The organism is Paenibacillus sp. MAH-35 (genome assembly GCF_058135425.1).
The window spans coordinates 21,243-45,585 of sequence record NZ_JBYUPU010000046.1 but is presented as its reverse complement, the minus strand read 5'-3'; the positions used below and the strand labels follow the sequence as shown (position 1 = coordinate 45,585).

18 protein-coding genes and 1 riboswitch are annotated in these 24,343 nt (G+C 52.5%); of the genes, 14 read left to right on the top strand and 4 right to left on the bottom strand.

The annotated features are described in order from the left end of the window. Positions 1-71: 71 nt before the first annotated feature. Both AC3Y2E_RS29795 and AC3Y2E_RS29790 read right to left on the bottom strand, forming a co-directional pair. Positions 72-770 (bottom strand): response regulator, encoded by a 699-nt coding sequence (locus AC3Y2E_RS29795; protein WP_379216949.1) that lies wholly within the window; start codon positions 768-770, stop codon positions 72-74. A gap of 31 nt (positions 771-801) precedes the next feature. Then, positions 802-2,313 (bottom strand): ATP-binding protein, encoded by a 1,512-nt coding sequence (locus tag AC3Y2E_RS29790; RefSeq protein ID WP_379216948.1) that lies wholly within the window; start codon positions 2,311-2,313, stop codon positions 802-804. Positions 2,314-2,769: 456 nt separating this feature from the next. Then, positions 2,770-2,944, top strand: a riboswitch (cyclic di-AMP (ydaO/yuaA leader). 245 nt (positions 2,945-3,189) lie between these two features. On the opposite strand from AC3Y2E_RS29790, the gene AC3Y2E_RS29785 reads away from it, so the two are divergent. From AC3Y2E_RS29785 to AC3Y2E_RS29750, 8 genes are all read left to right on the top strand, one after another. After that, positions 3,190-3,591 (top strand): hypothetical protein, encoded by a 402-nt coding sequence (locus tag AC3Y2E_RS29785; RefSeq protein ID WP_379216947.1) that lies wholly within the window; start codon positions 3,190-3,192, stop codon positions 3,589-3,591. 134 nt (positions 3,592-3,725) lie between these two features. Further along, a complete protein-coding gene (kdpF, locus tag AC3Y2E_RS29780) occupies positions 3,726-3,806 on the top strand; it encodes a K(+)-transporting ATPase subunit F (protein ID WP_379216962.1) in 81 nt (26 codons plus the stop codon). Positions 3,807-3,839: 33 nt separating this feature from the next. Further along, positions 3,840-5,510, top strand: coding sequence for a potassium-transporting ATPase subunit KdpA (gene kdpA / locus AC3Y2E_RS29775; RefSeq protein ID WP_379216946.1), 1,671 nt, complete (start codon positions 3,840-3,842; stop codon positions 5,508-5,510). A gap of 26 nt (positions 5,511-5,536) precedes the next feature. Further along, positions 5,537-7,564 (top strand): potassium-transporting ATPase subunit KdpB, encoded by a 2,028-nt coding sequence (gene kdpB, locus AC3Y2E_RS29770; RefSeq protein WP_379216945.1) that lies wholly within the window; start codon positions 5,537-5,539, stop codon positions 7,562-7,564. An 18-nt stretch (positions 7,565-7,582) separates the two neighbouring features. Then, positions 7,583-8,155 (top strand): potassium-transporting ATPase subunit KdpC, encoded by a 573-nt coding sequence (kdpC, locus tag AC3Y2E_RS29765; RefSeq protein ID WP_332074721.1) that lies wholly within the window; start codon positions 7,583-7,585, stop codon positions 8,153-8,155. An 82-nt stretch (positions 8,156-8,237) separates the two neighbouring features. After that, positions 8,238-10,568 carry a histidine kinase gene (locus AC3Y2E_RS29760; protein WP_379216944.1) on the top strand — a complete coding sequence of 777 codons (2,331 nt, stop codon included), beginning with the start codon at positions 8,238-8,240 and terminating at the stop codon, positions 10,566-10,568. 162 nt (positions 10,569-10,730) lie between these two features. After that, complete coding sequence (locus AC3Y2E_RS29755) at positions 10,731-11,645, top strand: SDR family NAD(P)-dependent oxidoreductase (protein ID WP_379216943.1); 915 nt, start codon at positions 10,731-10,733, stop codon at positions 11,643-11,645. A 7-nt stretch (positions 11,646-11,652) separates the two neighbouring features. After that, entirely contained in the window at positions 11,653-12,249 is a 597-nt protein-coding gene (locus tag AC3Y2E_RS29750) for a TetR/AcrR family transcriptional regulator (protein ID WP_379216942.1), read from the top strand. 226 nt (positions 12,250-12,475) lie between these two features. On the opposite strand, the gene AC3Y2E_RS29745 is transcribed toward AC3Y2E_RS29750, so the two are convergent. Then, entirely contained in the window at positions 12,476-13,243 is a 768-nt protein-coding gene (locus AC3Y2E_RS29745) for a gamma-glutamyl-gamma-aminobutyrate hydrolase family protein (protein ID WP_379216941.1), read from the bottom strand. A gap of 373 nt (positions 13,244-13,616) precedes the next feature. On the opposite strand from AC3Y2E_RS29745, the gene pepV reads away from it, so the two are divergent. Next, positions 13,617-15,077: a dipeptidase PepV gene (pepV, locus tag AC3Y2E_RS29740; RefSeq protein ID WP_379216940.1), complete on the top strand. Its 1,461-nt coding sequence runs from the start codon at positions 13,617-13,619 to the stop codon at positions 15,075-15,077. Here the strand turns inward: pepV and AC3Y2E_RS29735 are convergent. Then, positions 15,047-17,140 (bottom strand): sigma-54 interaction domain-containing protein, encoded by a 2,094-nt coding sequence (locus tag AC3Y2E_RS29735; protein ID WP_379216939.1) that lies wholly within the window; start codon positions 17,138-17,140, stop codon positions 15,047-15,049. The two genes, pepV and AC3Y2E_RS29735, sit on opposite strands and share 31 nt — an antisense overlap. A 204-nt stretch (positions 17,141-17,344) precedes the next feature. On the opposite strand from AC3Y2E_RS29735, the gene AC3Y2E_RS29730 reads away from it, so the two are divergent. The 5 genes from AC3Y2E_RS29730 (at position 17,345) to AC3Y2E_RS29710 (ending at position 24,300) form a co-directional block, all read left to right on the top strand. Further along, entirely contained in the window at positions 17,345-19,621 is a 2,277-nt protein-coding gene (locus tag AC3Y2E_RS29730) for a helix-turn-helix domain-containing protein (RefSeq protein WP_379216938.1), read from the top strand. 304 nt (positions 19,622-19,925) lie between these two features. Beyond that, entirely contained in the window at positions 19,926-20,855 is a 930-nt protein-coding gene (locus AC3Y2E_RS29725) for an ABC transporter permease (RefSeq protein ID WP_379216961.1), read from the top strand. Between the two features lie 11 nt (positions 20,856-20,866). Then, the gene (locus tag AC3Y2E_RS29720; protein ID WP_379216937.1) at positions 20,867-21,757 is read left to right on the top strand and encodes a carbohydrate ABC transporter permease; all 891 of its coding nucleotides are present in this window, start codon (positions 20,867-20,869) and stop codon (positions 21,755-21,757) included. A 70-nt stretch (positions 21,758-21,827) separates the two neighbouring features. Next, a complete protein-coding gene (locus AC3Y2E_RS29715) occupies positions 21,828-23,465 on the top strand; it encodes an extracellular solute-binding protein (RefSeq protein ID WP_379216936.1) in 1,638 nt (545 codons plus the stop codon). Between the two features lie 28 nt (positions 23,466-23,493). Then, entirely contained in the window at positions 23,494-24,300 is an 807-nt protein-coding gene (locus AC3Y2E_RS29710; protein WP_379216935.1) for a sugar phosphate isomerase/epimerase family protein, read from the top strand. Positions 24,301-24,343: the final 43 nt, after the last annotated feature.

Below are 24,343 nucleotides of genomic sequence, written 5' to 3'. Positions count from 1 at the left end.
TATTTTAATGCGGTGACGTTCATTTTTGATATTGTACTTGCAGTGTTCTTCACATCCGTGAATGTGAGCGGTCATTCAGCAGCGAGAAAGCGATATCCAACGCCGGGTTCTGTTACAATGTACTTGGGTTCCGCGGGATTGTCTTCAAGCTTCTTCCTCAAGTGCCCGATGTATATGCGTAAATAATGCCGATTGGAATCATCGTGCTCGTTCCAGACTTGCTTCAGCAATTGGCTTTTTGTAATGACTCTCCCTGCATGGATAGCCAGAATTTTCAACAAATCAAATTCCGTCGGAGATAGCTTGACTGGTTCTCCCTTTAATTCCACACTTCTTTGCGCAATATTGATCGTTAGTTCCCTATGGTGCAGAACCGGCTCTTCTTGAGCCCTGGCTGAGTGTCGCAGCGCTACGCGAATCCGCGCCACTAGCTCTCCCATTCCGAAAGGTTTGGTCACATAATCGTCGGCCCCATTATCCAGCGCAAAGATTTTATCCGCTTCCCTGTCAATGGCAGTGAGGACGATTACTGGCAAATCGGACCGTTCCCGAATACCCCTCAGTACATCCAGGCCGGATAGATCCGGCAATCCCAAGTCGAGTATCACGAGATCCGGAGCGGCGAGAGAAACTTGCTCCAGTCCCTCTTCTCCGGTTGACGCTTCGTATACGTTGTATTTATGGGCTTGCAGCGTCACCTTGAGCAACTTCCGTATTTGAGTGTCGTCTTCCACAACAAGTACTCGAACATGATGTTCATGGTTTGACATACGTCTCGCCCTCCTATTGCTCGCTAGCCTATTAGTTATCTTGGACAAGCGGAAGCGATATTGTGATGATGGCTCCTTTAGGTGCGTTAGGCTGGGCGGAGATGGTTCCTCCATGAAGTTCGGCGATCCCTTTGCTGATGGCCAGCCCCAAGCCCGTTCCCGTGAGGTGCCCGGTTTGTTCGGAACGATAAAATTTTTCGAAAATGCGCTCCAACTCGTCTTCCTTAAGCCCGACACCTTCATCGGCAACAGTTAGTTCGACGAATTCACTGCCTGCCTTGACAGACAGGATGATCTCGCTGTAATCGGGGCTATATTTGATCGCATTGCTGATCACATTGATCAGCATTTGCTCAAGCAGAGCTTCATCGCCAAGAACGATGGGGATTTCATCGGGCAGGGCAAGGCGGATCGTGCGATGCTCCTGGTAGCCTTTCAACTGCATGAAGGTAGAGCCGATGATTTCCTCCAATTCGCACTCATCTTTCCGTAAGGTAAGCATGCCGCCTTCGAGCCGGGCCATACCCAGCAAATTCAAAACCAACCGATTCATACGAAGCGCGCCATCGCGAATGGTCACAAGAAGTTCCATTCGTTCCTCGGCGGTAAACAGTTTCTCGCCATCGATCAGCCCGGTTGCCGAACCGATAATGGCTGCGAGCGGTGTACGAAGCTCGTGCGAGACGGAGTTCAATATGGCGATGCGAAGCCGCTCGGATTCGGCAGTCAGATGGGCCAGCTTTGCCTCTTCCTCGAACTTGACACGTGCGACTGCACTGGCCGCCAACCCGCCAACCGCTTCAAATAACAAGGCTTGTTCCGGTAAGGTTTCGCTTCGCTCGTGCTTGGAAATAAGAACCATAACTCCGAATCTTTGTTCCTCAATCTGAAGCGGGATAAAATGCCCGATGAGTCCTCCGGTATGTGAAATTCTTTTTTCCAATGACGTACCTTCTTTGTAGACGCGTTTAGCAAGCGCAAGCTCGGCTTGTTCCTGTACATGATGGGAAAATGGGCTGGAACGACGGGCGAGCGTAAGCTCATTGTTGTTTTCAGCCAGATAGATCGTTACGTCCATTTTCAGGATTTCAGATAGCTGTCGGGAAAAACGGTCCAGCAATGACGGCATATCGACGGCAGAGCTAATCTGTTTACTGAGCGCATAAAGCGTGGCGGTTTGCTTCTCTTTTTGCTTGGAGTAGAGCACCTGCTGTTTGAGCCGGGCTGCCAAGCTGGCGGTTAATACCGCAACTGCTATATAAACGGCAAAGGAAATCAAATACCTAAGATCCGCGACGGTAAAACTGAGCACCGGCGGTACAAAAAAGAAATCAAAGGACAATACGCCCAGGAAAGCGGCGAAGAAAGCCGGACGCAGTCCCCAAACTACCGCATTAAGAAGCACCGGAAGCAAGTAGATCAGCGAAATATTGGCCAAATCAAAGGCGAGCCCGAAAGGTTGTATTAGGATCGTCATTCCCGCAATTAGCAGCGCGGTAGTGATGTAAGGACGCAAATCGTGCTTGGTATGAAAAAAGGGCATGGCTGAACCTCCTGCTGCGCTTATGACTAAAACTGAGACTGTCGATTCATTATGAACAACCAAGTGGAAAGTGAAAAGATTGCCTTCTGGCGAGTTTTGTTCGGAATCCCAAACCTTAAATTCCATTTAAATAAAGGGATTCCGGACAACCTGTCTGAGCAGAAGAAGGCAACTTTTCACTTGGAACGGCCAGATAACACTTCTACACATTTAATCGACAGTCTCAAACTCACCATTAGCGTACTGTAAATACTGCGCAAAAGAAATGGTTCCAGGGGGTAAAAGTTCCGTAAAAATGATGGAAAAGATCGAAAAACGGCGTGTGAAGGAGGGAGATGAAGGAAATAGAGGCCAGGGAATCAGATCGAGATGTAGAGAAGAAAATGAAACCAATTTACCTCGCGGCTCGCTTTACAATTATTTGCATGGGGAGTAACATTCGGTTCATGAATTCAATGATTCACTGTGCTGAATTGCCTTTCAGGCAAACGGGGGAACCAATCACGGAAGCTTGTGTGAGAGCGAGCATCCGTACGGGGTGAATCCTGCCGCCGGAATATGACCCGGTTGCAGGTAGGGCGACTCTCACCGCCCGAATCCGTCAGCTAACCTCGTAAGCAAGAGCAACTCTTTGGAAAATAGCGTTGCTTATGGAGAGAGGATGATGAAGCTTGTGATCGTAACTTCCGACCACAGGGCTTAGGCCTCCTGTGGTTTTTTTGTAATTAACTAACTACGCAAGCGACATAAGAGAGGCAACATTTATTATAACTAGACACGGGTTTACTCGCTTTGCCTTGGAAGTTGAGGAAGAGCAATCTCAATTCGTTAGCTTCTTTTTTGTTGCCTCCCCGTGTAGGGATAGGAGGGACACACGTGAACGATCAAGACGATTATCTTCTCGTTTCAGCGCCTACCGAAGCCGGTCTAGCATTTCTGCGGGTGCTGGCGGCAAAGGGATCGCATTATGCTGCATTAACCTACAATAAAGCGGAGAAGCAAGCTCTGGAGGAAATGGGAGTAGAGGACATTCTTATGGTGGATACAAAAGACAGTCGTTCACTACTGGTCCCCGAGCTGCCGATCGGTAAGGTTTACTTGTTTGAACAAAGCTTGGATTTGTGCTGCAGGTATATTCAAATATGCCGTTCCTGGACGGCAAAGCCGATTTATGTCATCACACAGGGGAATAATGCCCGGCTCATCTACAAAGGGCTTGGTGCGAAGTACGTAATTTTATCACAAGGGACGGACTTGTCCTTTCTGTTAAGCGAGTAAACGTAAAGCCTGTAAAGGAGACGTGAAAGTATGTTGGATATCGGAATGATTGCACTGGTTGCTATACTGGCTGCAGCCATGATAGGCCTCGCTGCTTGGGCAGGCAAGGTTGTCGAGGAAGGGCGTGAAGAAGCATGATGTGGGCGCTCGGTATCGTCGTGATCCTGTTGTTTGTTTATTTGGTTTACGCTCTGGTTAAGCCGGAAAAGTTCTAAAAAACGCCTGTTCTCAGGAAGGAGTATTGTGATATGGCTGGAATCCTTGCCGTTGTTGTTACATTGCTGCTGGTGCTGCTGCTGGCCCGGCCCACAGGGCTATATATGGCCCGAGCTTTTGAATATAACCGGACGGGACTGGACCGGTTTTACAGTCCATTGGAGAAATGGATTTATGCCATCGGAGGCATTCGTCAAGAGAATCAGACATGGCGAAAATATGCTGCCACATTAGTCGTCAGCAATACCGTCATGATTTTGCTCGTATATCTCGTGTTTCGGACACAGGCGTTTTTGCCGCTGAATCCGGCTGGCATTGCCAATATGGACCCGAGCCTAGCCTTTAATACGGCAATCAGCTTTATGACAAATACCAATTTGCAGCACTACAGCGGGGAGAGCGGATTATCGTACTTGTCGCAAATGATTGCGATCGTCTTTATGATGTTTACGGCTCCGGCTACCGCGCTTGCAGCGGTGTTCGCTTTTATGCGCGGGCTGGCAGGAAAACCGTTAGGCAATTTTTTCGTCGATATGACTCGTGCTATTACACGGGTATTGCTGCCGATTGCTTTTGTTACGGCCCTTATTTTTGTTGCGCTAGGCGTTCCACAAACGCTTGAACCGGCGGCGGTCGCTCAAACGATTCAAGGCGGTGAACAAACGATTGCCAGAGGCCCGATGGGTTCGTTCTTGTCCATTAAGGAGCTCGGGAATAACGGCGGGGGATTTATGGGCGTCAACTCGGCTCACCCGTTTGAAAACCCTAATGCAATTAGTAATTTGATTCAGATCCTGCTAATGATGTTACTTACGACATCCCTACCTTTTGCATACGGCAAGATGGTCGGGAATGCCAAGCAGGGACGGGTACTGTTTGTTTCTATGGCAATGCTCTTTATCGTTTTGCTGAGCGTTTCGCTAACGGCTGAACATGCTGGCAATCCGGCTCTGAATGCAATCGGCATTCAGCATGAACAAGGCAGTATGGAGGGCAAGGAGGTTCGCTTCGGAGTTGCACTATCTTCCTTATATTCAGTCGTAACAACGGCATCCGAGACGGGGGCGGTCAATGCGATGCATGATACGCTGACGCCAATCGCCGGGTTGATCACCATCGCCAACATGATGTTGAATACGACTTTTGGCGGCGTAGGAGCCGGCTTTATGAACGTACTGATGTATGCGATGATCGGCGTGTTTCTCTCCGGTCTGATGGTTGGGCGTACACCGGAATTTTTGGGCAAAAAAATCGAAGGCAAGGAAATGAAGCTGATTGCCGTCACGATGCTGGTTTCGCCTGTTCTCATTCTGGTTCCAACGGCAATTGCGCTGTTCAGCTATCCCGATACGCTGTCCAATCCGGGCTTTCACGGCCTGACGCAAGCGATGTACGAGTATACCTCGTCTGCTGCGAACAACGGTTCCGGATTCGAAGGGCTAGGTGACAATACATTGTTCTGGAACACGACAACCGGAGTCGTTATGTTTTTAGGCAGATATTTCTCCATTGTCGCTTTGCTTGCTGTAGCCGGGTCGCTTGCTGCCAAGAAGACGGTGCCGGAAACGACAGGCACCTTTAGGACGGACACGGGATTGTTCGCGATTGTATTTTTGGCTGCTGTGCTGATCGTTGGAGCGTTAACGTTCTTCCCAAGTCTCGTACTCGGCCCAATTGCAGAACAGTTGACATTGAAACCATAAGTTTGATTGTAATGGAGGTTCTCACGATGCAAACTAAAACATCCGGACTTAGCGGGTCGATTATCCGGAATGCTGTCAAGGAAGCGTTCATGAAGCTGGACCCTAGAGTCATGTTCCGTAATCCGATCCTGTTTGTAGTGGAGATAGGATTTAGCATCACATTATTTCTATGCTTTTTTCCCGGAGCGTTCCAAGGCTCGACACCGGCTTGGTTCAATATAGTGGTTGCCGCCATTTTGCTGGTGACGTTGTTGTTCGCGAACTTTGCGGAGGCATTGGCTGAAGGAAGAGGCAAGGCGCAAGCGGATTCGTTAAAGCGGACAAAAAAAGACATTGTTGCAAACAAATTGGTCGGCGGAGAGATCAAGCAGGTGGCTTCAACCGATCTTCGTAAAGGAGATATTGTCGTCATAACACAAGGAGAAATGATTCCGGGGGACGGCGAGGTTGTCGAAGGGCTCGCGTCGGTCGACGAATCAGCGATTACGGGAGAATCCGCGCCTGTCATTAAGGAAGCTGGCGGCGATTTTAGTTCTGTCACAGGCGGAACGCACGTCATCAGCGACCAGATCAAAGTAAGGATCACCAGCGATCCGGGAGAATCGTTTCTGGATCGGATGATTTCACTTGTCGAAGGGGCTAAACGGCAAAAAACGCCGAATGAAATTGCCCTGAATACGGTTCTGATCAGTTTGACCCTGATTTTCCTGATTGTCGTGGTGACACTGCCGTTTTTCGGGGACTACCTCAACATTGAAATTGATGTTCCCGTCCTGATTGCCCTGCTTGTTTGCCTTATCCCAACCACAATCGGAGGGTTATTGTCTGCGATCGGAATAGCGGGAATGGATCGGGTGACCCGGTATAACGTAATTGCCATGTCGGGGAAAGCTGTGGAAGCTGCGGGGGATATTAATACAATCATTCTGGACAAAACGGGTACGATCACATATGGCAACCGGATGGCGAGTGAATTTATCCCGGTTGGCGGCGCCAAACCGATTGAACTAGGCGAGTGGGCGGCGATTGGTTCAATGAAGGATGAGACGCCGGAAGGGCGTTCCGTGCTGGACTTGATGAAAAAGCTGGAACTCGGGTATAACGGATCAGTAGCTGCCGGTGGAGAGTTCATCGAATTCAAAGCGGAAACACGAATGAGTGGGATCGATTTGTCGGATGGCCGAAAAGTGCGCAAAGGGGCCGTCGACGCGATTAAAAAATGGGTAGCTGCCCAGAACGGGATCATACCGACCGATTTGGATGTGGCAGCTGATAGAGTAGCTTCTGCCGGGGGCACGCCGCTGGCCGTCGCAGTCGATAACCGAATTTACGGCGTCATCTATTTAAAAGATACGGTCAAGCCCGGGATGCGTGAACGTTTTGACCAAATGCGCCAAATGGGCATTAAAACGGTGATGTGTACAGGCGATAACCCGCTTACTGCCGCTACCATCGCGAGGGAGGCGGGCGTTGATGACTTTATCGCAGAGAGCAAGCCGGAAGATAAAATTGCCGTGATTCGGCGAGAGCAGGCAGAAGGTAAACTGGTGGCTATGACGGGTGACGGCACAAACGATGCGCCTGCATTGGCGCAGGCGGATGTGGGAATTGCGATGAATAGCGGTACGGTAGCGGCCAAGGAAGCGGCGAATATGGTGGATCTAGACTCCGACCCGTCCAAAATTATTGAAGTTGTAGCGATAGGAAAGCAGCTTCTGATGACCCGCGGCGCCCTGACGACGTTCAGCATCGCCAATGATATTGCCAAATACTTTGCCATCCTGCCTGCCATGTTTATGCTCGCCATTCCGGAGATGAATGCTCTGAATGTCATGCAGTTGGGATCGCCGATGTCGGCTATTTTATCTGCGCTTGTCTTTAATGCGATTATTATCCCGCTATTAATTCCGCTTGCGATGAAGGGAGTGGCGTATAAAGCAGTCAGTTCGGCGCAACTGCTAAAACGCAATTTGTTGATTTATGGCTTAGGCGGTGTCCTTGTTCCCTTCGCTGGAATCAAACTCATCGATCTTGTTATCCATATGTGGGTATGAAGAAAGGAATGACCTAAGATGAAATTATTGACATCCAGTCTACGAACCAGCTTGCTATTCATGTTATTATGCGGACTCGGCTATAACCTTGCAGTTACCGGAATCGCACAGATCGTGTTCCCCGAACAAGCTGAGGGGAGCTTGATTCAAGACGAAAAAGGAAATGTTATTGGCTCGAGGCTGATTGGACAGTTGTTTTCCGAACCTGAGTTTTTCCATAGCCGTATCTCCAGCATCGATTATCAGGCGGACGGATCGGGATCGCCGAACTATGCGCCGTCACATCCTGCATTGTTGGAGAGAATAACGAAATCCTTAGAAGAATGGAAGATCAATAATCCCGAAGTTCCTGTCAGCGGCCTTCCGATTGATCTGATTACCAACTCCGCCTCCGGCTTGGACCCCGATATCAGCCCGGAGGCGGCACGTGCACAAATTCCGCGGATCAGTCACTTGACCGGTATTGAACAGCAACATTTGGAAAGACTTGTGCAAGAACAAACGAGCCATCGGACGTTTGATTTCTTGGGCGAACCTGCGGTAAATGTATTGCAGCTCAATATCGAACTGCAGCGTTTGCTTACAAGGTAAACGAAATATGAATCTCCCTGCCTGCTTTTATCGGGCAGGGAATTTCCGTTTGCAAGCTGCTTCAGGGAAAAAGGAGACAAAAATGGAGCCATTCAAACGAAAAACGCCGGAAGAAATTTTATATTCCATCTCCAGGCTTCACCGAGGCCGATTAAAAATTTACATTGGTGCGGTCAGCGGTTCAGGTAAAACGTATCACATGCTTCAGGAAGGACAAATGTTAAAGCGGCAAGGGATTGATGTGGTTATTTGTGCCGTTTCAACCAGACAACGTCCCGGCACTTTGGAGCAGATCGGTGACTTGGAGCGGATTCCGAGCATCCATTGGGTGAAGGATGGTGTCGAGCACAAAGATTTAAATCTGGAGCGGTTGTATGAACGCAATCCGGAAGTTGTCCTCGTAGACGGACTGGCTCATCGTAACCGGAAAAGGGCGCTCCATCCGACAAGACTGGAAGACATTCGATGCCTTCTTGATAAAGGAATCAGCGTAATCGCTACGGTTAATGTCTATGAATTGGAAGGCGTAACCGAGCTCGCTTATAAGTTAACAGGCATTGCCGCAGAACATACCATTCCTTCCGATACCCTGGATTGGGCGGACGAGGTACGCCTAATTGATGTAACGCCGGAGGCGATACTGGAGCGATTATCGGATGGCCGTTTCCAGCATCCTGATCCTACCTTGTTCAAACGGGGAAATTTGGCGAAGCTTCGAGAGCTTGCCTTGCGGCTTGTAGCCGAAGGGGTCAATGAATCGCTGGAAAAGCATCGGGAGGAGGCAGGGTTATTTGGTCCATCCGGTGCAACGGAACGTATCCTTGTATCTGCGCAATACCATTGGAACGGTTCGATCTATGTTCGCAGAGGTCAGCAGGTTGCCAAACGGCTTGGTGGCGATCTTCTGGTCGTGACCTTTATCAATCCTAAAAAAACGTTGTCTAAGGAGGCTTCGACCTTTAAACGTTCGCTTCTTCAAATGATCAAAAAGGTAGAGGGGACATTCGAAGAAATTCCGCTCGCTTCCCGGCGCGCTCTGCCTCGGAAATTGGTTCACTTTGCGGCCAGTCATAATGTCACCCGTATCGTCATGGGGCATTCCAAGATGAGTCCATGGCAAGAGTTTTGGAGGGGATCGATCGCAAACCGGCTGTTGAGCCTAATTAAAAATGTCGACCTCTTGTTTATTGCAGACCGCTCGGAACAGGAAGGCAGGCGGATCTTGCCAGCCGGAACGCAGCAAAAGCGGGAGCCGAGCTCCTATCATCGGCTGACGGATCAGGAGATGAAAGAAAGAATACAAAAAATAAGACGCGGCAAATTTAAAGTCTATATCGGCTCTGCGCCCGGCGTAGGGAAAACGTATACCATGCTGCGGGAGGGGAACGATCTGTTAAAAAAACAGGTCGATGTCATAATCGGCCTGCTGGAGACACATGGTCGCACCGAAACATTGGAACAGGTAGGCGCGTTGCCGATGATACCCAGAAGCAACACTCACTACCGGGGGGTGGAACTCGAGGAAATGGACGTGGAAGCGATTCTGAAGCGGAATCCGGAGCTCGTATTAATTGACGAGCTTGCCCATACCAATGTACCCGGCAGCAAGAATCGCAAACGTTATGAAGATGTGCTGAGCATTTTGGATGCCGGGATTTCCGTCATTTCCACGATGAATGTGCAACACCTCGAAAGCTTGAATGATGCAGTTGAACAAATTACAGGTATTCGGGTGCACGAAACCGTTCCGGACCATATCCTGCATTTGGCGGACGAAGTCCAGCTCATTGATGTATCGCCTTCGTCCTTGCAGCAGCGCATGAGAGAAGGACGGATCTATGCAGCCAATAAAATAGAACAGGCATTGAATTCCTTTTTCAAGACAGGAAACCTGATTGCGCTGCGTGAGCTTGCACTTCGGGAGATTGCGGATGATGTAGATGAGCGATTGGAGTCCTGGGAGCGCAAAGCCTCGCTTCGTGGTCCATGGCGAAAAAAAGAAACGATTTGTGTTGGCGTGACGGCAAGTCTTAACGCGGAGCGTTTGATTCGAAGGGGATTTCGTATCGCCTATCGTTTGAAGGCCGAGTGGTATGTGATTTATGTTCACAGAGGAAGTGTAATTCCGGATGAAGTGAACAAACGAATCGAACGCATAAAAGAACTGTCCGTGCGATTGGGAGGTATATTCGAAGTGCAGTTTATTGATAAGGAACGAGATGTGGCTTCCGTTCTGATCGGCAAATCGGACGAGAAAATGGCAACACAGATGGTTTTGGGGCAATCTGCAAGGAATGTTTGGAAACTTGTGCGCCATGGCTCAGTCGTCAAAACGGTGCTCCGTCATGCCCGGCATATGGATGTTCTGATTGTTGCGGACTATGCTCCTCATGCCAAACCGCTGGACAAATAAAACTCATTTACTCTATTTTTCTTCAAATCGATATTCCGATAAGCATAATCCTGTCAATCACACGCCGAGTAACCAATTATTGACCACCTGGTCAAATGGCGATATATTAAGAATAAAACAACATTGACCAGTTGGTCAAAAATGCAAAGAAAGAGTGAAGTTATGAATAAAGCGGGCTGGGATATGACGGGGAAAGTGTCGCTTATTACCGGAGCCAACGCGGGGATCGGGAAACGGGCGGCTAAACGGCTGGCCGCGCTCGGATCGGAAGTCATTGTCGTATGCCGGAATGCCGTAAGCGGAGCGGCAGCGGTCGAAGAAATTAGACGCGACACGGGCAACGTCAAGGTAAAACTGCTGCAAGCCGATATGTCGTCGCAAAGAAGCGTGCGGATTCTCGCGGATGAGGTCCGGACCCATTATCGGAGACTTGACGTTTTAATCCATAACGCCGCCAACTTCGACCTGACCTTAAAGAAGCCCCGGATTACGGACGACGGAGTGGAAACGATTTTTGCAACCAATCATCTGGCGCCATTTCTGCTAACACATTTACTGCTCGACATGCTCAAGCGAACCGCCCCTAGCCGGATTATTACGATTGCTTCCAAGGGGCTTCTGACGTTCCCTGGACTTACAATCGAATTTGATAATCTGAACGGAGAGAAGAAGTTTTCTCCGACTCACGCTTACTATCATTCCAAACTGGCGCAGCTTATGTTTACCTACGATCTGGCCCGGAAGCTTAAGGAGTCCGGTGTTACCGTAAACTGCATACGCGTGCCAAGCGTCAAGATTGATGAGGGAAGACACGCCGAGTATGTGGCCGGATGGTTACAAGCTGTTTACCGGCTGAAACGCAGCTTTTCGATTGAGCCCGATACGATGGCGGAAACGTATGCTTACCTTGCCGCCGAACCGGCGTTAGTCGGAGTAACCGGCAACTATTATTCCGAGAAAAATAAGGTTGTGTCTTCCTCCAAGAAATCCTATGATGAAACCGTTTGGAGAAAATTATGGGAGACCAGCGCACGGATGACCGGACTTCATTCAGGGGGGATCGATCATCGAAGCTAAAGAACAGTTGGTACTCAAGTGCGCGCTCGCTGAATTCAGCGAACACGGCTATCGAAATGCATCTACCAATCGAATTGTAAAAGCGGCCGATACGTCCAAAGGTATCCTATTTCATTATTTCGGAAGCAAAAAGCAGCTGATGCTCACGGTGCTGGACCAGTCTCTGGATGTGTTCGACCAGTACTTGGAAAACGAAAGGAAGGAGCTGCCGCCGGAACTATTGGCCCGTTACTTAGCCCTTAGCAAGGCGAAGGTGAAAATGTTCGTGGAATATCCGATGATCTACAAGCTGGTTTCCGATGTGTTCCGGGAAGTGCCGGAAGAGCTGGGTGAGGAGATCGTTATACGGCAACGGCGCATGCAGGCACGATACGTCGCTACTTTCTTGGAGGATGCCGATTATTCCGCATTCTCGCCCGAATTTGAGCGGGAGAAGGTGGTTCAGCTGATTCATTCCGTACTAGACCAACTTACGCACCGATTCATGGAACAATTCAAACATTATCCGGATCGGGGACTTTCGGAATTGCCGAACATAATCCGAGAGTTCGAGGAATATACGGACATGCTGAAAAAAGGGATTTATAAGAACGATTTACGGTAAGACTTATTAGCAAGGACATCTGAATAGGGTCGGTATCGCCTTCCTTTCAATATTGTGAATAACCGTCGTTTCAAAATGGCGGTATCTCGTTGCATCATGTCGAGGGTTTTAGGAAGAGCCGCAGCCCGAATTACACATTCCGAGTGTGCAGCAAGCGGGGGAGAGGAAATCTCCCCCGCTTGACGTGCGGTTTAATGGAAGGAACTTATGAACGGCAGGCCGCTCTTCACACGGCTCGAACGGAAGCGGCGCATCGGCCAACGAACGCCTCGAACAGCGCGGCCGCCGCCGCATCGGTATCATGCATCAGCTCGGGGTGCCACTGGACGCCAAGAACGAAACGGTCCCCCTTCATCTCGATTCCCTCGATCGTTCCGTCGCCGGCGGTCGCCGTGACGAAGAACTGCGGACCAACCGTTTTCGCCGCCTGATGATGGAAGCTGTTGACGGCCATCCGGTCGGTTCCGACGATAGCGCACAGCTTCGTTTCCTTTTCGATCATCACCTGCTGAACGGCTTCATGCTTCGGGGATAATCCGGCGTAGCTGTGGTTCGCGCTGCCTTCCCGCTCGGAGGGGAGGTCCTGGTACAGCGTGCCGCCTCCGGCTACGTTCAGGAGCTGGCAGCCGCGGCATATGGCGAGAACCGGGATCGTCGTCGACCGCAGCGCTTCGCCGATCAAGGCGAGCTCATGACGGTCGCGCCCGGCATCGACCGCGCCGATTTTGTCGCTGCGCTTTGCGTTGTAATAGCTGGGGTCGATATCCGAGCCTCCGGTAAACAGAAGACCGTCGAGCGAGCGAAGCAGTTTCGAGTAGTTGCCGGACTGCTCGTATACGGGGATAATAACAGGAATGCCGCCTGCACGCTCGATCGCTTTTACATAGTCGTCCGCTACGTGCTGGATCGTTTGATCGGAGAGGGCGAGTCCTTGATTCGCTTGACGGCTTGGATCTGTTGTGCGGTTGGATGTAATGCCTATTAGAGGTTTCATCGGTGTTGACTCCTTCAGGGAATAATTGGCTCCGGCAGGGATGAGGCTTGCAGGCCGGACCGTCTGGCGATGTTGTGCTGCCTTAACTATGAGAAAGCAATAACCGTGCCAATGGAGGGAATGTTCAACGAGCGATTGAGACAACGGCTGGTTTCGATCGGAATCAAAGCAGAATTTCCGGATGCTGCACTTATGTCGGACGTGTTATTCGATTAATTGGCTAGTCCAATAACGGTGCAAAGTGTACGGAATTATTATTTAAGATAACCAATTAACGATAATGCCGGTCGTCTGTCCATATGCTTTGATTGGCACGATTATTGCATGCTTTTTTTATTGAGCGGAATTCATCCGAAGTAACGGGGGGATACAAGTGGATTGGTATAGGGAAGTGTTAAAGAGAAAGGAAGCTTTACTTGAAGATTTATGTTCGCTGCTCCGCATACCAAGCGTGAAAGATCCCGCAACCCAAAGACCGGGTCAGCCGATGGGAGCAGGAATCGCACAAGCTCTAGGCTGGATGCTGGAGCAGGCGGAAAGCTCCGGTTTCCGGACGCGCAATCTGGATGGTTATGCGGGATATGCGGCGTATGGGGAAAGCCGCGGTGAAGACTACATCGGGGTGTTGTGCCATCTGGACGTCGTTCCCGCCACCGGCGATTGGACCCATCCTCCGTTCGAACCGGCGATCGTGGACGGCAAGCTGTACGCCCGGGGAGCGATCGACGACAAAGGGCCGACGATCGCCGCTTATTACGCGCTGAAGATCGTTCAGGAATCGGGCTTGCCGTTAAAACATAATGTGCGGCTCATATTCGGAACGGACGAGGAAAGCGGGATGGCTTGCGTACGTAAATATGTGGAGGAGGAGCGGCTTCCGGTCGCCGCGTTTTCGCCCGATGCCGGTTTTCCGATCATTCATGCGGAGAAAGGACAGCTGAATCCCGTCTTCACTCTCGACTTGACTGCGGCGGGGGAGGAGCGGCATGCTCCGGCATACCTCCTCGCTTCGTTCGAAGCGGGAGAGCGCGTGAATATGGTGCCGGACAAAGCGGTAGCCCGGGTGAGTGCTCCCCGCCCGCTGCTGGATCGGCTAATCGCCGATTTTAGGCAATATGGGGAAACACTCCGTTTGCCTTGCGAATGGGACTTGGATGAGGACGCCGATCGCGCGGTATTGGCTATTTACGGCAAGTCGGCGCATGGGGCTTATCCGATGAAAGGGCTTAACGCCGCTCTCGTCATGGCGCAGTTTCTGCGCGGATATGAGCTGGATGCGGCAGGGGCTGCGTATATCGCGTTTCTGGACGGCAAGCTGGCCGGCGACTGCTACGGCGAGAAGCTGGGCATTGCCTACAAGGACGACATCTCCGGTCCGCTTACCGTAAATGCGGGCGTCCTCCGATACGAACACGGCAAAGGAGGCTCCGTCTCGCTCAATATCCGCTGTCCGGTAACGACCGACTTCCCGGCAGCAATCGCAGGGCTTGAAGCGGCGGCAGCCGTATCCGGCATGAGCATAACGAGCATCGGCAGCAAGAAGCCGCATTACATCGAGGCGAGCCACCCGCTGATCCGGACCCTCCAGCGGGTATATGAAGGCGAGACGGGGCAGGAGCCGACGCTGCTCTCGATCGGAGGAGCGACATACGCCGGCCTGATGGGCAGCTGCGTCGCGTTCGGGGCGATGTTTCCGGGGAAGGAAGGGACTGCGCACCAAAAGGATGAGTATATCGAGCTGGACGATCTGTTCAAGGCGACCGCCATCTACGCGCGGGCGATCTATGAGCTGGCGAACGCCGATTACGGCGACGGTCCGGAAGAGAGGCAGTAGCCGAGGAACCGCTGCCCCTTGGTCGTAATCCTCGCACCGCTGCGTCCGCGTCCGCTCGTTATCAGCTCGCTGCCGGCAAGCAGCTTGAGCCTGTATCGGAGCTGAGGGTCGGATAGCGACAACCGTCCGCTCAGACGAGCCAGAAGGGATGGTCGTCCCGCGGTGCCGTTCGGACTTGCGGCGAGGTTCTCTAGGATAAGCAGCATCTCGTCCAGAAAACCTTTGCTCGCCCAATCACGGGCCAAGCTTTCCGGGCGTTCCGCCTCCAGCGCCGCGTCATCGGCCGCCGCCGCATGACCGGTAGAATAGAAGGGCAGATCGTCCAAATATATCGTTCCTTCGCATACATGGACCGCATATTCGATCACATTGCGAAGCTCGCGGATATTGCCCGGCCAGTCGTAGTCGATCAGCGCCTGCCTGACGGCTTTGGAGACGTGCAGCGGAGGCGCGTTCAGCCGGAGCTGAAACTCACGGAGAAATCGCTGTGCCAGCGGCACAATGTCCTCGCGCCTCTCGCGCAGCGGCGGCAGGCGGATCGGCAGCACGTTTAACCGGTGATACAGGTCGCGGCGGAATTTCCCCTGCTCCATCAATTGCTCCAGCACCTGATTCGTCGCCGCAATCACCCGCGTATCGATCGTAAGCAGACGCTCTCCTCCTACCTTCATAATCTGTCGTTCCTGCAGGGCGCGAAGCAGACGGTTTTGAATAGAGGGTGAAGCGTCGCCGATCTCGTCCAGAAACAGCGTACCCAGATGGGCCTGCTCGAATACCCCGATATGCCCGCTTTTTTTCGCACCCGTGAACGCTCCGCTTTCGTAACCGAACAACTCGCTCTCCAGAAGACTTTCGGACAATGCGGCGAAGTTGATTCCGACAAATGGCTGATGCTTGCGGGGCGAAGCGTTGTGCAGCGCCTGGGCGAACACTTCCTTGCCGGTCCCGGTTTCACCCAGAAGCAGCACGGTGGAATGGCTTAACGCCAGCTTGCGGGCGATCCGGACCGTATGGAGAAGCGACGGGCTTTCCGTCAGGATGTCGTCGAACTGATATTTGGCGGTAAAGCTGCTTTTCTTCAGGTTGGAACGATATTCATGCTCGATATGGCGAATGTCCTCGACCTTGCGGAATACGAGCAGCCAGACGGCGGTATCGGCATCGACGTTCATGCTTGTTTTGCGAATGTAATATGCGGTTCCGTCGACGTCGCGGAACAAGTCGCGACCGGAATCGAGCAGCCGGACGGCGTCGTAAAAAGCTTGTCCGGCCCATTCCCGGAGCGGCGCGCCGGAGACTTGGAGCAGCGGAGCGTGAAGCAGCTGCCGAGCCTTCTCGTTCGCCGTTTGAACCTTCTCGTCCTGCGAGTAGATCACAACCGCATCGTCGATGCTGTTCACGACCCATTCCAGCTTGCGCTGCAACCGCTCCGAATGCATCATCTCCTCGCTTAGCTCGCGAACCATGCGGAAGAGCGATTGCATGTACCTCATCGACAGAAGATCGTTTTTGAATTGCGGCGATATGCGGAAAAAATGAAAAATTTCGAACAGTGTCGACAGCTCGATCAGCCGGTCGCCGATGTCGATCACCGTCTCGACGTGATCCGGGACGTAATCCGTCTCCCCCGGGGTCACCGCTATGGTGATGTCCGGCCTGGCGGCTTGTCCGGGATAATACGGAATAAACCGGAGCGAGACGCCCATCTCGAGCAGATTGCGGATCGTATCCTCGGCGGCGTCTCTCGTATTATTGACGAGGTATACGCTCGTCTGCGGCGGTATGCTCAGCACTTCGCGAATATTCGAGAAGTTGATCACCCTTCTCGCGATCAGGTATGAAGTGTCGGCCGAGAAAAACGGCTTCACCTTCATATACGTCGTTTGGCTTGTCAAAAGCACGAGAGCGAACCGGCTGACGCAGGCATGATCGATCTCGTCGATCGTGCGCGTCTCGATATGAAACAGCTCGTCAAATCCGATTTCGAGCAGCTGCTCGGCCAGCTTGACCAGAACGGCGCGATGATGGGCGATGATCAGAATGGACTTCGTTTCTTTCAACATTATTCTCACTCTTTTATCGTAATCTGGTAGCCTCGGCACAAGCCTCCGGCCGTACCCATCATAGCAGGAAGCGCCCGTTATGGGAAGGAGGGGGAGCCGTAGCTTCGCCAGTTTCGATAATGCTCGCCCGATTCCTCCGGGATGCAGTATAATGATGTACGGACGATTTTTTGCCGATTTTCATAACACGTTCTCGGAGGCTCCATGAAGAAACATTGGTTTAATCGTTTCCTCGTTTCCTATCTGCCGATCTTTATTTTTATTAACTCCGTCCTGGTGTTTATTTTTTTTCTCGTACTCAGCGACCAGGTAAGAAGCCAGGCGGTAAAAGCGAATCAGGCTGCGGCGGAGCAAGCGCTGCAATCCGTCGACTATTCGCTGCGCTCCGTTCACGAAATGGTGATGAAGGAGTTTCGGATCAACGAAGATCTGCAGCAGTTTTTTATCGAGACCGCCGCCCCTTCGCCGATCGTTCACGCCAAAGTTTCTTCGCTGCTCAGCGGTATGACACTGTCCAACGATTTGATTCACAATATATATCTGTACAGAGACTACGACCGCCGCGTCTTGACGAACAAGATGATGGTCGACGCAGACGAATTTGCGGAAAAGGAGTTCGTTCAAGAAGCGTTTACCGACAAAACGGCGGCGAATTGGACGAATATCCGGGAAGTGTTATCCGAACCGGCCGTGACCGAACCGGTCAAGGTCGTATCGCTGGTGCGGCGGTACCCGATATTAAGCGGCGATTCCGGCGTCATCGTTATTAATGTCAACGCCTCCCTGCTTCAGAAAAGAGTCGATGAGATGACAGGCGGCCGGAAAAGCTTCATGGAGCTGTACGACCGGGAGGGGACCCGGTTTTTCGACAAGCGGCTGCAGTTTGCCGGCAACGCGGAAGCGGAAGGGAAAGGGAAAGGCGATCCGGTGCTGTCCACAGCGGTATCGGATTTGACCGGATGGGAGCTGCGCAGCGGCTATAAAAGCATCCCGTTTTTCAGCTTCGCTTCACTCGTCTCCAACGTTTGGGCGTGGCTCGCTTTCGGCTCCATCCTGTTCGGAGCGGCGGCGATCTTCTACGTATCCAGGCGCAACTACAAGCCGATCGAGCTTATTCTCGAGCGGATCAGCGCCTCTCCCGCGCTTGCTTCGGACGCCCGTCCCGGCGAGGGCAGGTTTGACGAGTTCAAGCGGATCTCCACGGCCCTTGACGATCTGATCGAGCAGTCCGACCATTTCAAGCAGAGGCAATACGAGGATCTGGCGTACCGGAAACAGATTTTTTTCGAAGAGCTGCTGTCCGGCGAACGTCCGGTCAGTCTGGACGAATGGAACAAGGAGATGGCGCGGTTCGGTCTACGCTCGGGTTTCGGCAGCCTGATGACGGCGGTTGCGGAAATCGACAGGTATTCGGCGTTTTCGGATACGTATTCGCACAGAGACCAGCTGCTGCTGAAATACGGCCTGTCCGCCGTCATCAAGGAGATTGCCGAAAGCGAATCGGTCACTGTCGCGTCGGAATGGATGTCGAACCGCCATCTGGCCGTCATCTTCCTCATTCCGGGCGGCGCTTCCGAGCAGGCGGCGCGGGTGCCGGAGCTGTGCGAACGGGCGCGGGAATGGGTCAAGGCGAACCTGCGGATGACCGTTACATTCGGCATCGGAGACCGGGTGGAGGAGATCGGGGAGCTGTCCCTGTCTTACGAGGAAGCGATGCAGGCGCTGAAATTCAAGCCGGTGCTCGGCAACGACAAGATCATTTCGGCGGCGGACTGCATACCGGCGCGTCGCAACGGGATGGACCTGATCCTCCAGACGGCGCGGGCGCTCGCCCAGTCGTTCCGGTTGAACGAGGAGTCCTGGAAGGAGATGTACCGCCGGATTTTCGATATTCTGCGCGAAGGCAGCTTCCCGCGGGACGATATCTTACACGTGATGAACTACATGAATTTTTGTCTGGAGAAAGAAATGATGGATTTGCCCGCGGACGTGCAGCTCGTCTGGAGGGAGACGGCCCAGCCGCAGCTGCTGGCGGGGAGCGCCCGCTTCGAGCTGCTGGAAGACGTCGAGCTCGAGCTGCAGCGCGTGTTGTCTGACGCCGCTGGGCGATTTCTTGCGATGCGGCAGCAACGGCACAATCACAAGCTTATTCAGGAAATCAAGCTGTATCTGGAGCAAAATTATGCGAACCCGGACCTATCGCTCGATCATATCAGCGAGCATTTCGAGTTAAGCCCGAAATATTTCAGCCGTCTGTTCAAGGAGGAGTTCGGCGAGAAGTTCACCGAATTTCTGGCCAAGCTCCGCGTGCAGGAGGCGAAGCGACTGCTCGTCGAGACGGACGAGCCGGTTCAGACGATCTCGGTCAAGGTCGGCTATTTGCATGCATTATCGTTTATCCGCATGTTCAAAAAAATTACGTCGATAACGCCGGGATTATTCCGCAGCGAGCACCAAAATCCGGGCAAAAGCGAAAAATGAATACACTGCGAAAGTTGTATATACCTGTGAATGACAGTCGTGAATCGTGCGGTATCTGCAGTAGCGGATACGTCTTTTGCGGCTTTTTTCTGTTGCCGGGGGGGCGGCGCCAAGAGGCGGAAAGGCCGTCCGGCCAAGGCGTTTCACTGCGATGAGAATTACGTATATGGGGAAGAAACGTGTATATTGATGCGCAGCCCGGGAAGGAGGTAGATTAGGGATTGTTCTCGTAAACGACGATTCCAAATGAGGGGTGATCCACTGCATGAATCAACAAATGGCCGGTCATACGGGCGGCCGGCTGATGGAACGGACGGAGAGCGCGAGATTGCGGTCGCAGAGAAAGAAACGATTCCGGCAAAACATCCCGCTGCTTATTTTGTTCGTGCCGATTATTTTGTACTTCGTCCTATTTAAGTACGCTCCCATGCTGGGACTTGTAATTGCTTTCAAGGATTACAGCTTCCGGGACGGCATTCTCGGCAGTCCGTGGGTCGGCATCGATAACTTCAAGCTGCTGTTCGACAATCCGATGATGCTGGAGATTATCCGCAATACGCTGATTCTCAGCCTGCTGAATATTATCGTCGGATTTCCGTTCCCAATCATGCTGGCGATCCTGATTAACGAGGTGCGCAAGGCGTGGTTCAAAAAGACGGTGCAGACGCTTGTTTATTTGCCGCACTTCCTGAACTGGGTCATCATCGGCGGAATTATCGTTACGCTGTTCGCCCAGCAGGCGGGGACGATCAACCTGCTGCTGGAGAAGCTTACCGGTTCGATCTATCCGTTCCTTTATAACGAGCTGAGCTGGATTGCGATTTATGTGGGGTCCGGCATCTGGAAGTCGATGGGCTGGGGGGCGATCATTTATTTGGCGGCGCTGTCCGCGATCAGTCCCGATTTGTACGAAGCCGCCAGCATCGACGGCGCCTCGAAGTGGCGGCAGATGTGGCATATTACGCTCCCGGGCATCCGCTCTACGATCGTGCTCGTGTTTATTTTGAGCATGGGCAATCTGATGGAGGTCGGCTTCGACCACGTATATGTGCTGCAAAATTCGGCGGTATCCAGCATATCCGAGGTCATCAGCACGTGGAACTACAAGATGGGCTTGCGCGGCAATCAGTTCAGCGTAGGCGCGGCGCTCGGCTTGTTCGAATCGCTGATCGGCCTTATATTCGTCATCACCGCCAACCGGATCGCGCGACGGTACGGAGAGAGCATTTGGTAGGAGGAACACTAGTGAGAGCCACCAGAGGGGAACATCTATTTTACGCCATTACCTATACGATCCTGTCTGTCCTAGCGCTGTCGTGCCTGCTGCCGCTCGTCCATATTTTTGCGGTTTCGCTTAGCGATAACGATGCGGTGATGTCCGGCAAGGTGTCGTTCTGGCCGGTCCAGTTCACGCTGGAGTCGTATAAGCTGCTGGTCGAAGGAACGCCGATCGTGCGGTCGTTTAACAACAGTATCATCATTACGGTGATCGGGACGATCCTGAACATGATCTTCACGATTATGGCCGGCTATCCGCTGTCCCGGAAATATTTTTACGGACGCCGCTTTTTCAGTATGGCGATTGTATTTACGATGCTGTTCAGCGCCGGATTGATTCCGAACTTCCTGCTCGTGAAATCGCTGGGCCTGCTCGACTCGTATTGGTCGCTTTGGCTGCCGGGCATCGTCAGCGCGTGGAATCTGCTCGTTCTCCGGTCGTTTTTCGAGAACATTCCGGAGGAATTGGTCGAAGCCGCACGGATCGACGGATGCTCGGAATGGGGACTGCTGGGACGTATTTTTCTTCCCTTGTCGCTGCCGGTTTTGGCCGCCCTGTCGCTTTTTTACGGAGTGGGACACTGGAACTCGTTTTTCAGCGTGCTGATGTACATCAACGATTCGGCCAAGCATAATTTGTCGGTTTTGGTGCAGAACATGATTCAGAGCCAACAATTGCTGAATGAAATCAATCATCAGATGAACATGGGCACCGCTGACGATTCGATCAACAAAATAACGCCCCAGTCGATTCGCGCGGCGGGCATTATGACAATGGTTATTCCGATGGTAATCGTATATCCGTTTCTGCAGAAGTTTTTCGTCAAGGGCATGCTGATCGGCTCGATAAAAGGTTAGCTTCAACGTTTGCCTTATCCGGCAAGCGATCGCAATAGAAGCGAATGATAACGACGGGGGAGAGATTCGAATGAAGAGGAAGTCGTGGAAAAAGGCAAGCGTCACTACATTGGCCGTAGCGTTGGCCGCCGGCTCGTTGCTGGCCGCCTGCTCGAGCGGCGGCTCGGGAGGCAAGGAAACCGCTGCCGGCAAGGAGGGCGAGAAGGCGCCTGAGAAAAAGCCGAAAATTACGGTCACGATATATGACCGGGGACAAGTGCCGCAAGGGGAAGGCGATTATGTCAATAACCGCTGGACGAAGTGGATCAACGAAAACGCGCCGGTCGAGGTCGAATTCGTTCCGGTGCCGCGCACCGGGGAAGCCGCTAAGCTGAATACGCTGTTCGCGTCGAATACGGCTCCCGATCTGATCCAGACTTATTTGCCGTCGTACCGCAACGATCTGTACACCTCCAAGCAGATTATTCCGCTGGACGATCTAATCGAGAAGCACAGCACGAATTACAAGGCGCTGATGAAGCAGTATCCGCTGCTCAAGAAGCTGGGCTACAAAAGCGACGGCAAAATTTACGAGATGGGCCGCGTAACCGGTCTGCAGCAAAACGTGACGGTCGTCATCCGTCAGGACTGGCTGAAAAAGCTGAACCTGGACATGCCGAAAACGACAGACGATTTGTTCAAGGTGATGAAAGCGTTCGCCGAAATGGACCCGGACGGCAACGGCAAGAAGGATACATTCGGTTATAACCTGAGCGGCAACGGCAACGAAGTGATCAATGCGATTTTCGGCAGCGACACGTGGCATTTTGACGCAAACGGCAAACTGTACCACGATTACGAACGGGCGGAAGCGGCGCTTGCGTACAAGAAGCAAATTTACGACGCGGGCATCGTCGACAAAGACTATTTGACCGACAAAGGCGGCACGAAGGCGCAGCAAGACTGGGTAAACGGCAAGCTGGGCATATACGCCTCGGTCAAAATCACTTCGAATCTGGCGCTGCATCAAACGTTCAAGAAAAACAATCCGACTTCCGAGGTGGCCGTACTGGAGCTTCCGAAAGGACCGTTCGGCCAGTTCAGCCCGCAGGTCGATACGCCGGCCGGCTCGGTGGGCGTTGTCAACGCGAACGCCAAAGATCCGGTGGCGGTGATGAAATACATCGACTGGCTGATCTCTGAGAGCACGCTGCGGACGCTGAAGTACGGCTTCGAGGGCGAGCATTGGAAGATGGGCAAGAACGGATGCCCGGAGCCGATCGATCTGGAGAAAAACAAAAAAGAGCTGGACTGGAACTACGAATATTACACGCTGTTCGGCAACACGGTGCTGCTCGGCAAGTGCGGAGATCCGTCCAGCAGTTACGATTTGAGCGATCCGGTTCAGAAGGAGCTCGCCGATCTGTATGCCAAAGGCAAAGAGGTATGGCTGTCGAAAAGCCGGCCGGTCTTTAAGGACGTAGGCTTTATGCCGGCGCTTCCGAAGGACCTGCAGTTGATCAGCACGAACGGCTTCAAGTACGACGATCTGTTCCAGAAGGCGATCGTCAGCGGTCCGAGCTATACGGTGGAGCAGGCGGTCAAGGAAGCGAAAGAGATGTGGGAGAAAGCGGGCGGCCAGAAGGTCGACGAATTTTATACGAAGTATTACGCCGAGAACAAAGATAAGGTGTACATGGCGAAAATCGACGCTTACGACATCAAGTAGCCGGCAGCTTGTACAAGGGGGAACGGATATGAAGCTGGGCATGATCGCGCCCAAGCAGGAGTCGAGCTTTCGCACGGCTGCCGAATGGAAGCTGGATTTTCTCGAATTTACGTTTAATGTGAACCGGCAAAACCCTTCCGATTATACCGAGACGGATGAATTCGTTGCTTCGGCGGAAACGATCAAAGGATGGAGCGAGCAGTACGGGATCGGAATCGGCTCGATCGGCAGGTGGGGACACGATCGGCTCGATGCAGACGGAGGAATTATCGAAGCCGAGCTTCATAAATGCTTCGAGCTGATCGACGCAACGAGCGAGCTGGGCTGCGGCCACTTCGTCACCGGCTGCAACCGGGTCGAGGGCATGTCGTTTCTCGACAATTGCTCCGCCGCCGTCAACTATTTCGGCAGGCTGATCGATTATGCGGCTCCGAAGGGCGTGCGCGTGTGCGCCTACAACTGCGGCTGGAACAACTTCGTAGACAACGCCGAGAGCTGGACGGCGGTGCTCGGTCAACTCCCGCGGCTCGGAATCAAATACGATCCTTCCCATTCGCGGTATGCGGGAAGAGATTATTTGAAGGAAATGCGGGATTTCGGCAGCCGGTTCCACCATGTTCATATTAAAGGCTCGCTGCTGATCGACGGGAAGCGGTTCGACGATCCGCCCGCCGGGCTCGATCAGACGGACTGGGGTTCGTTTATGGCGGTACTGTACGCATCCGGCTACGACGGAGGCCTGAGCATCGAGCCGCATTCCAGTACGTGGAAGGGCGAGCTCGGCGACAGAGGCATCCAATATACGATCCGTCATATGCGGAACCTGATGCTGTAGCTTTGAACCGCAGATCCAATACCGATCGCCTATCTTCCGGCTC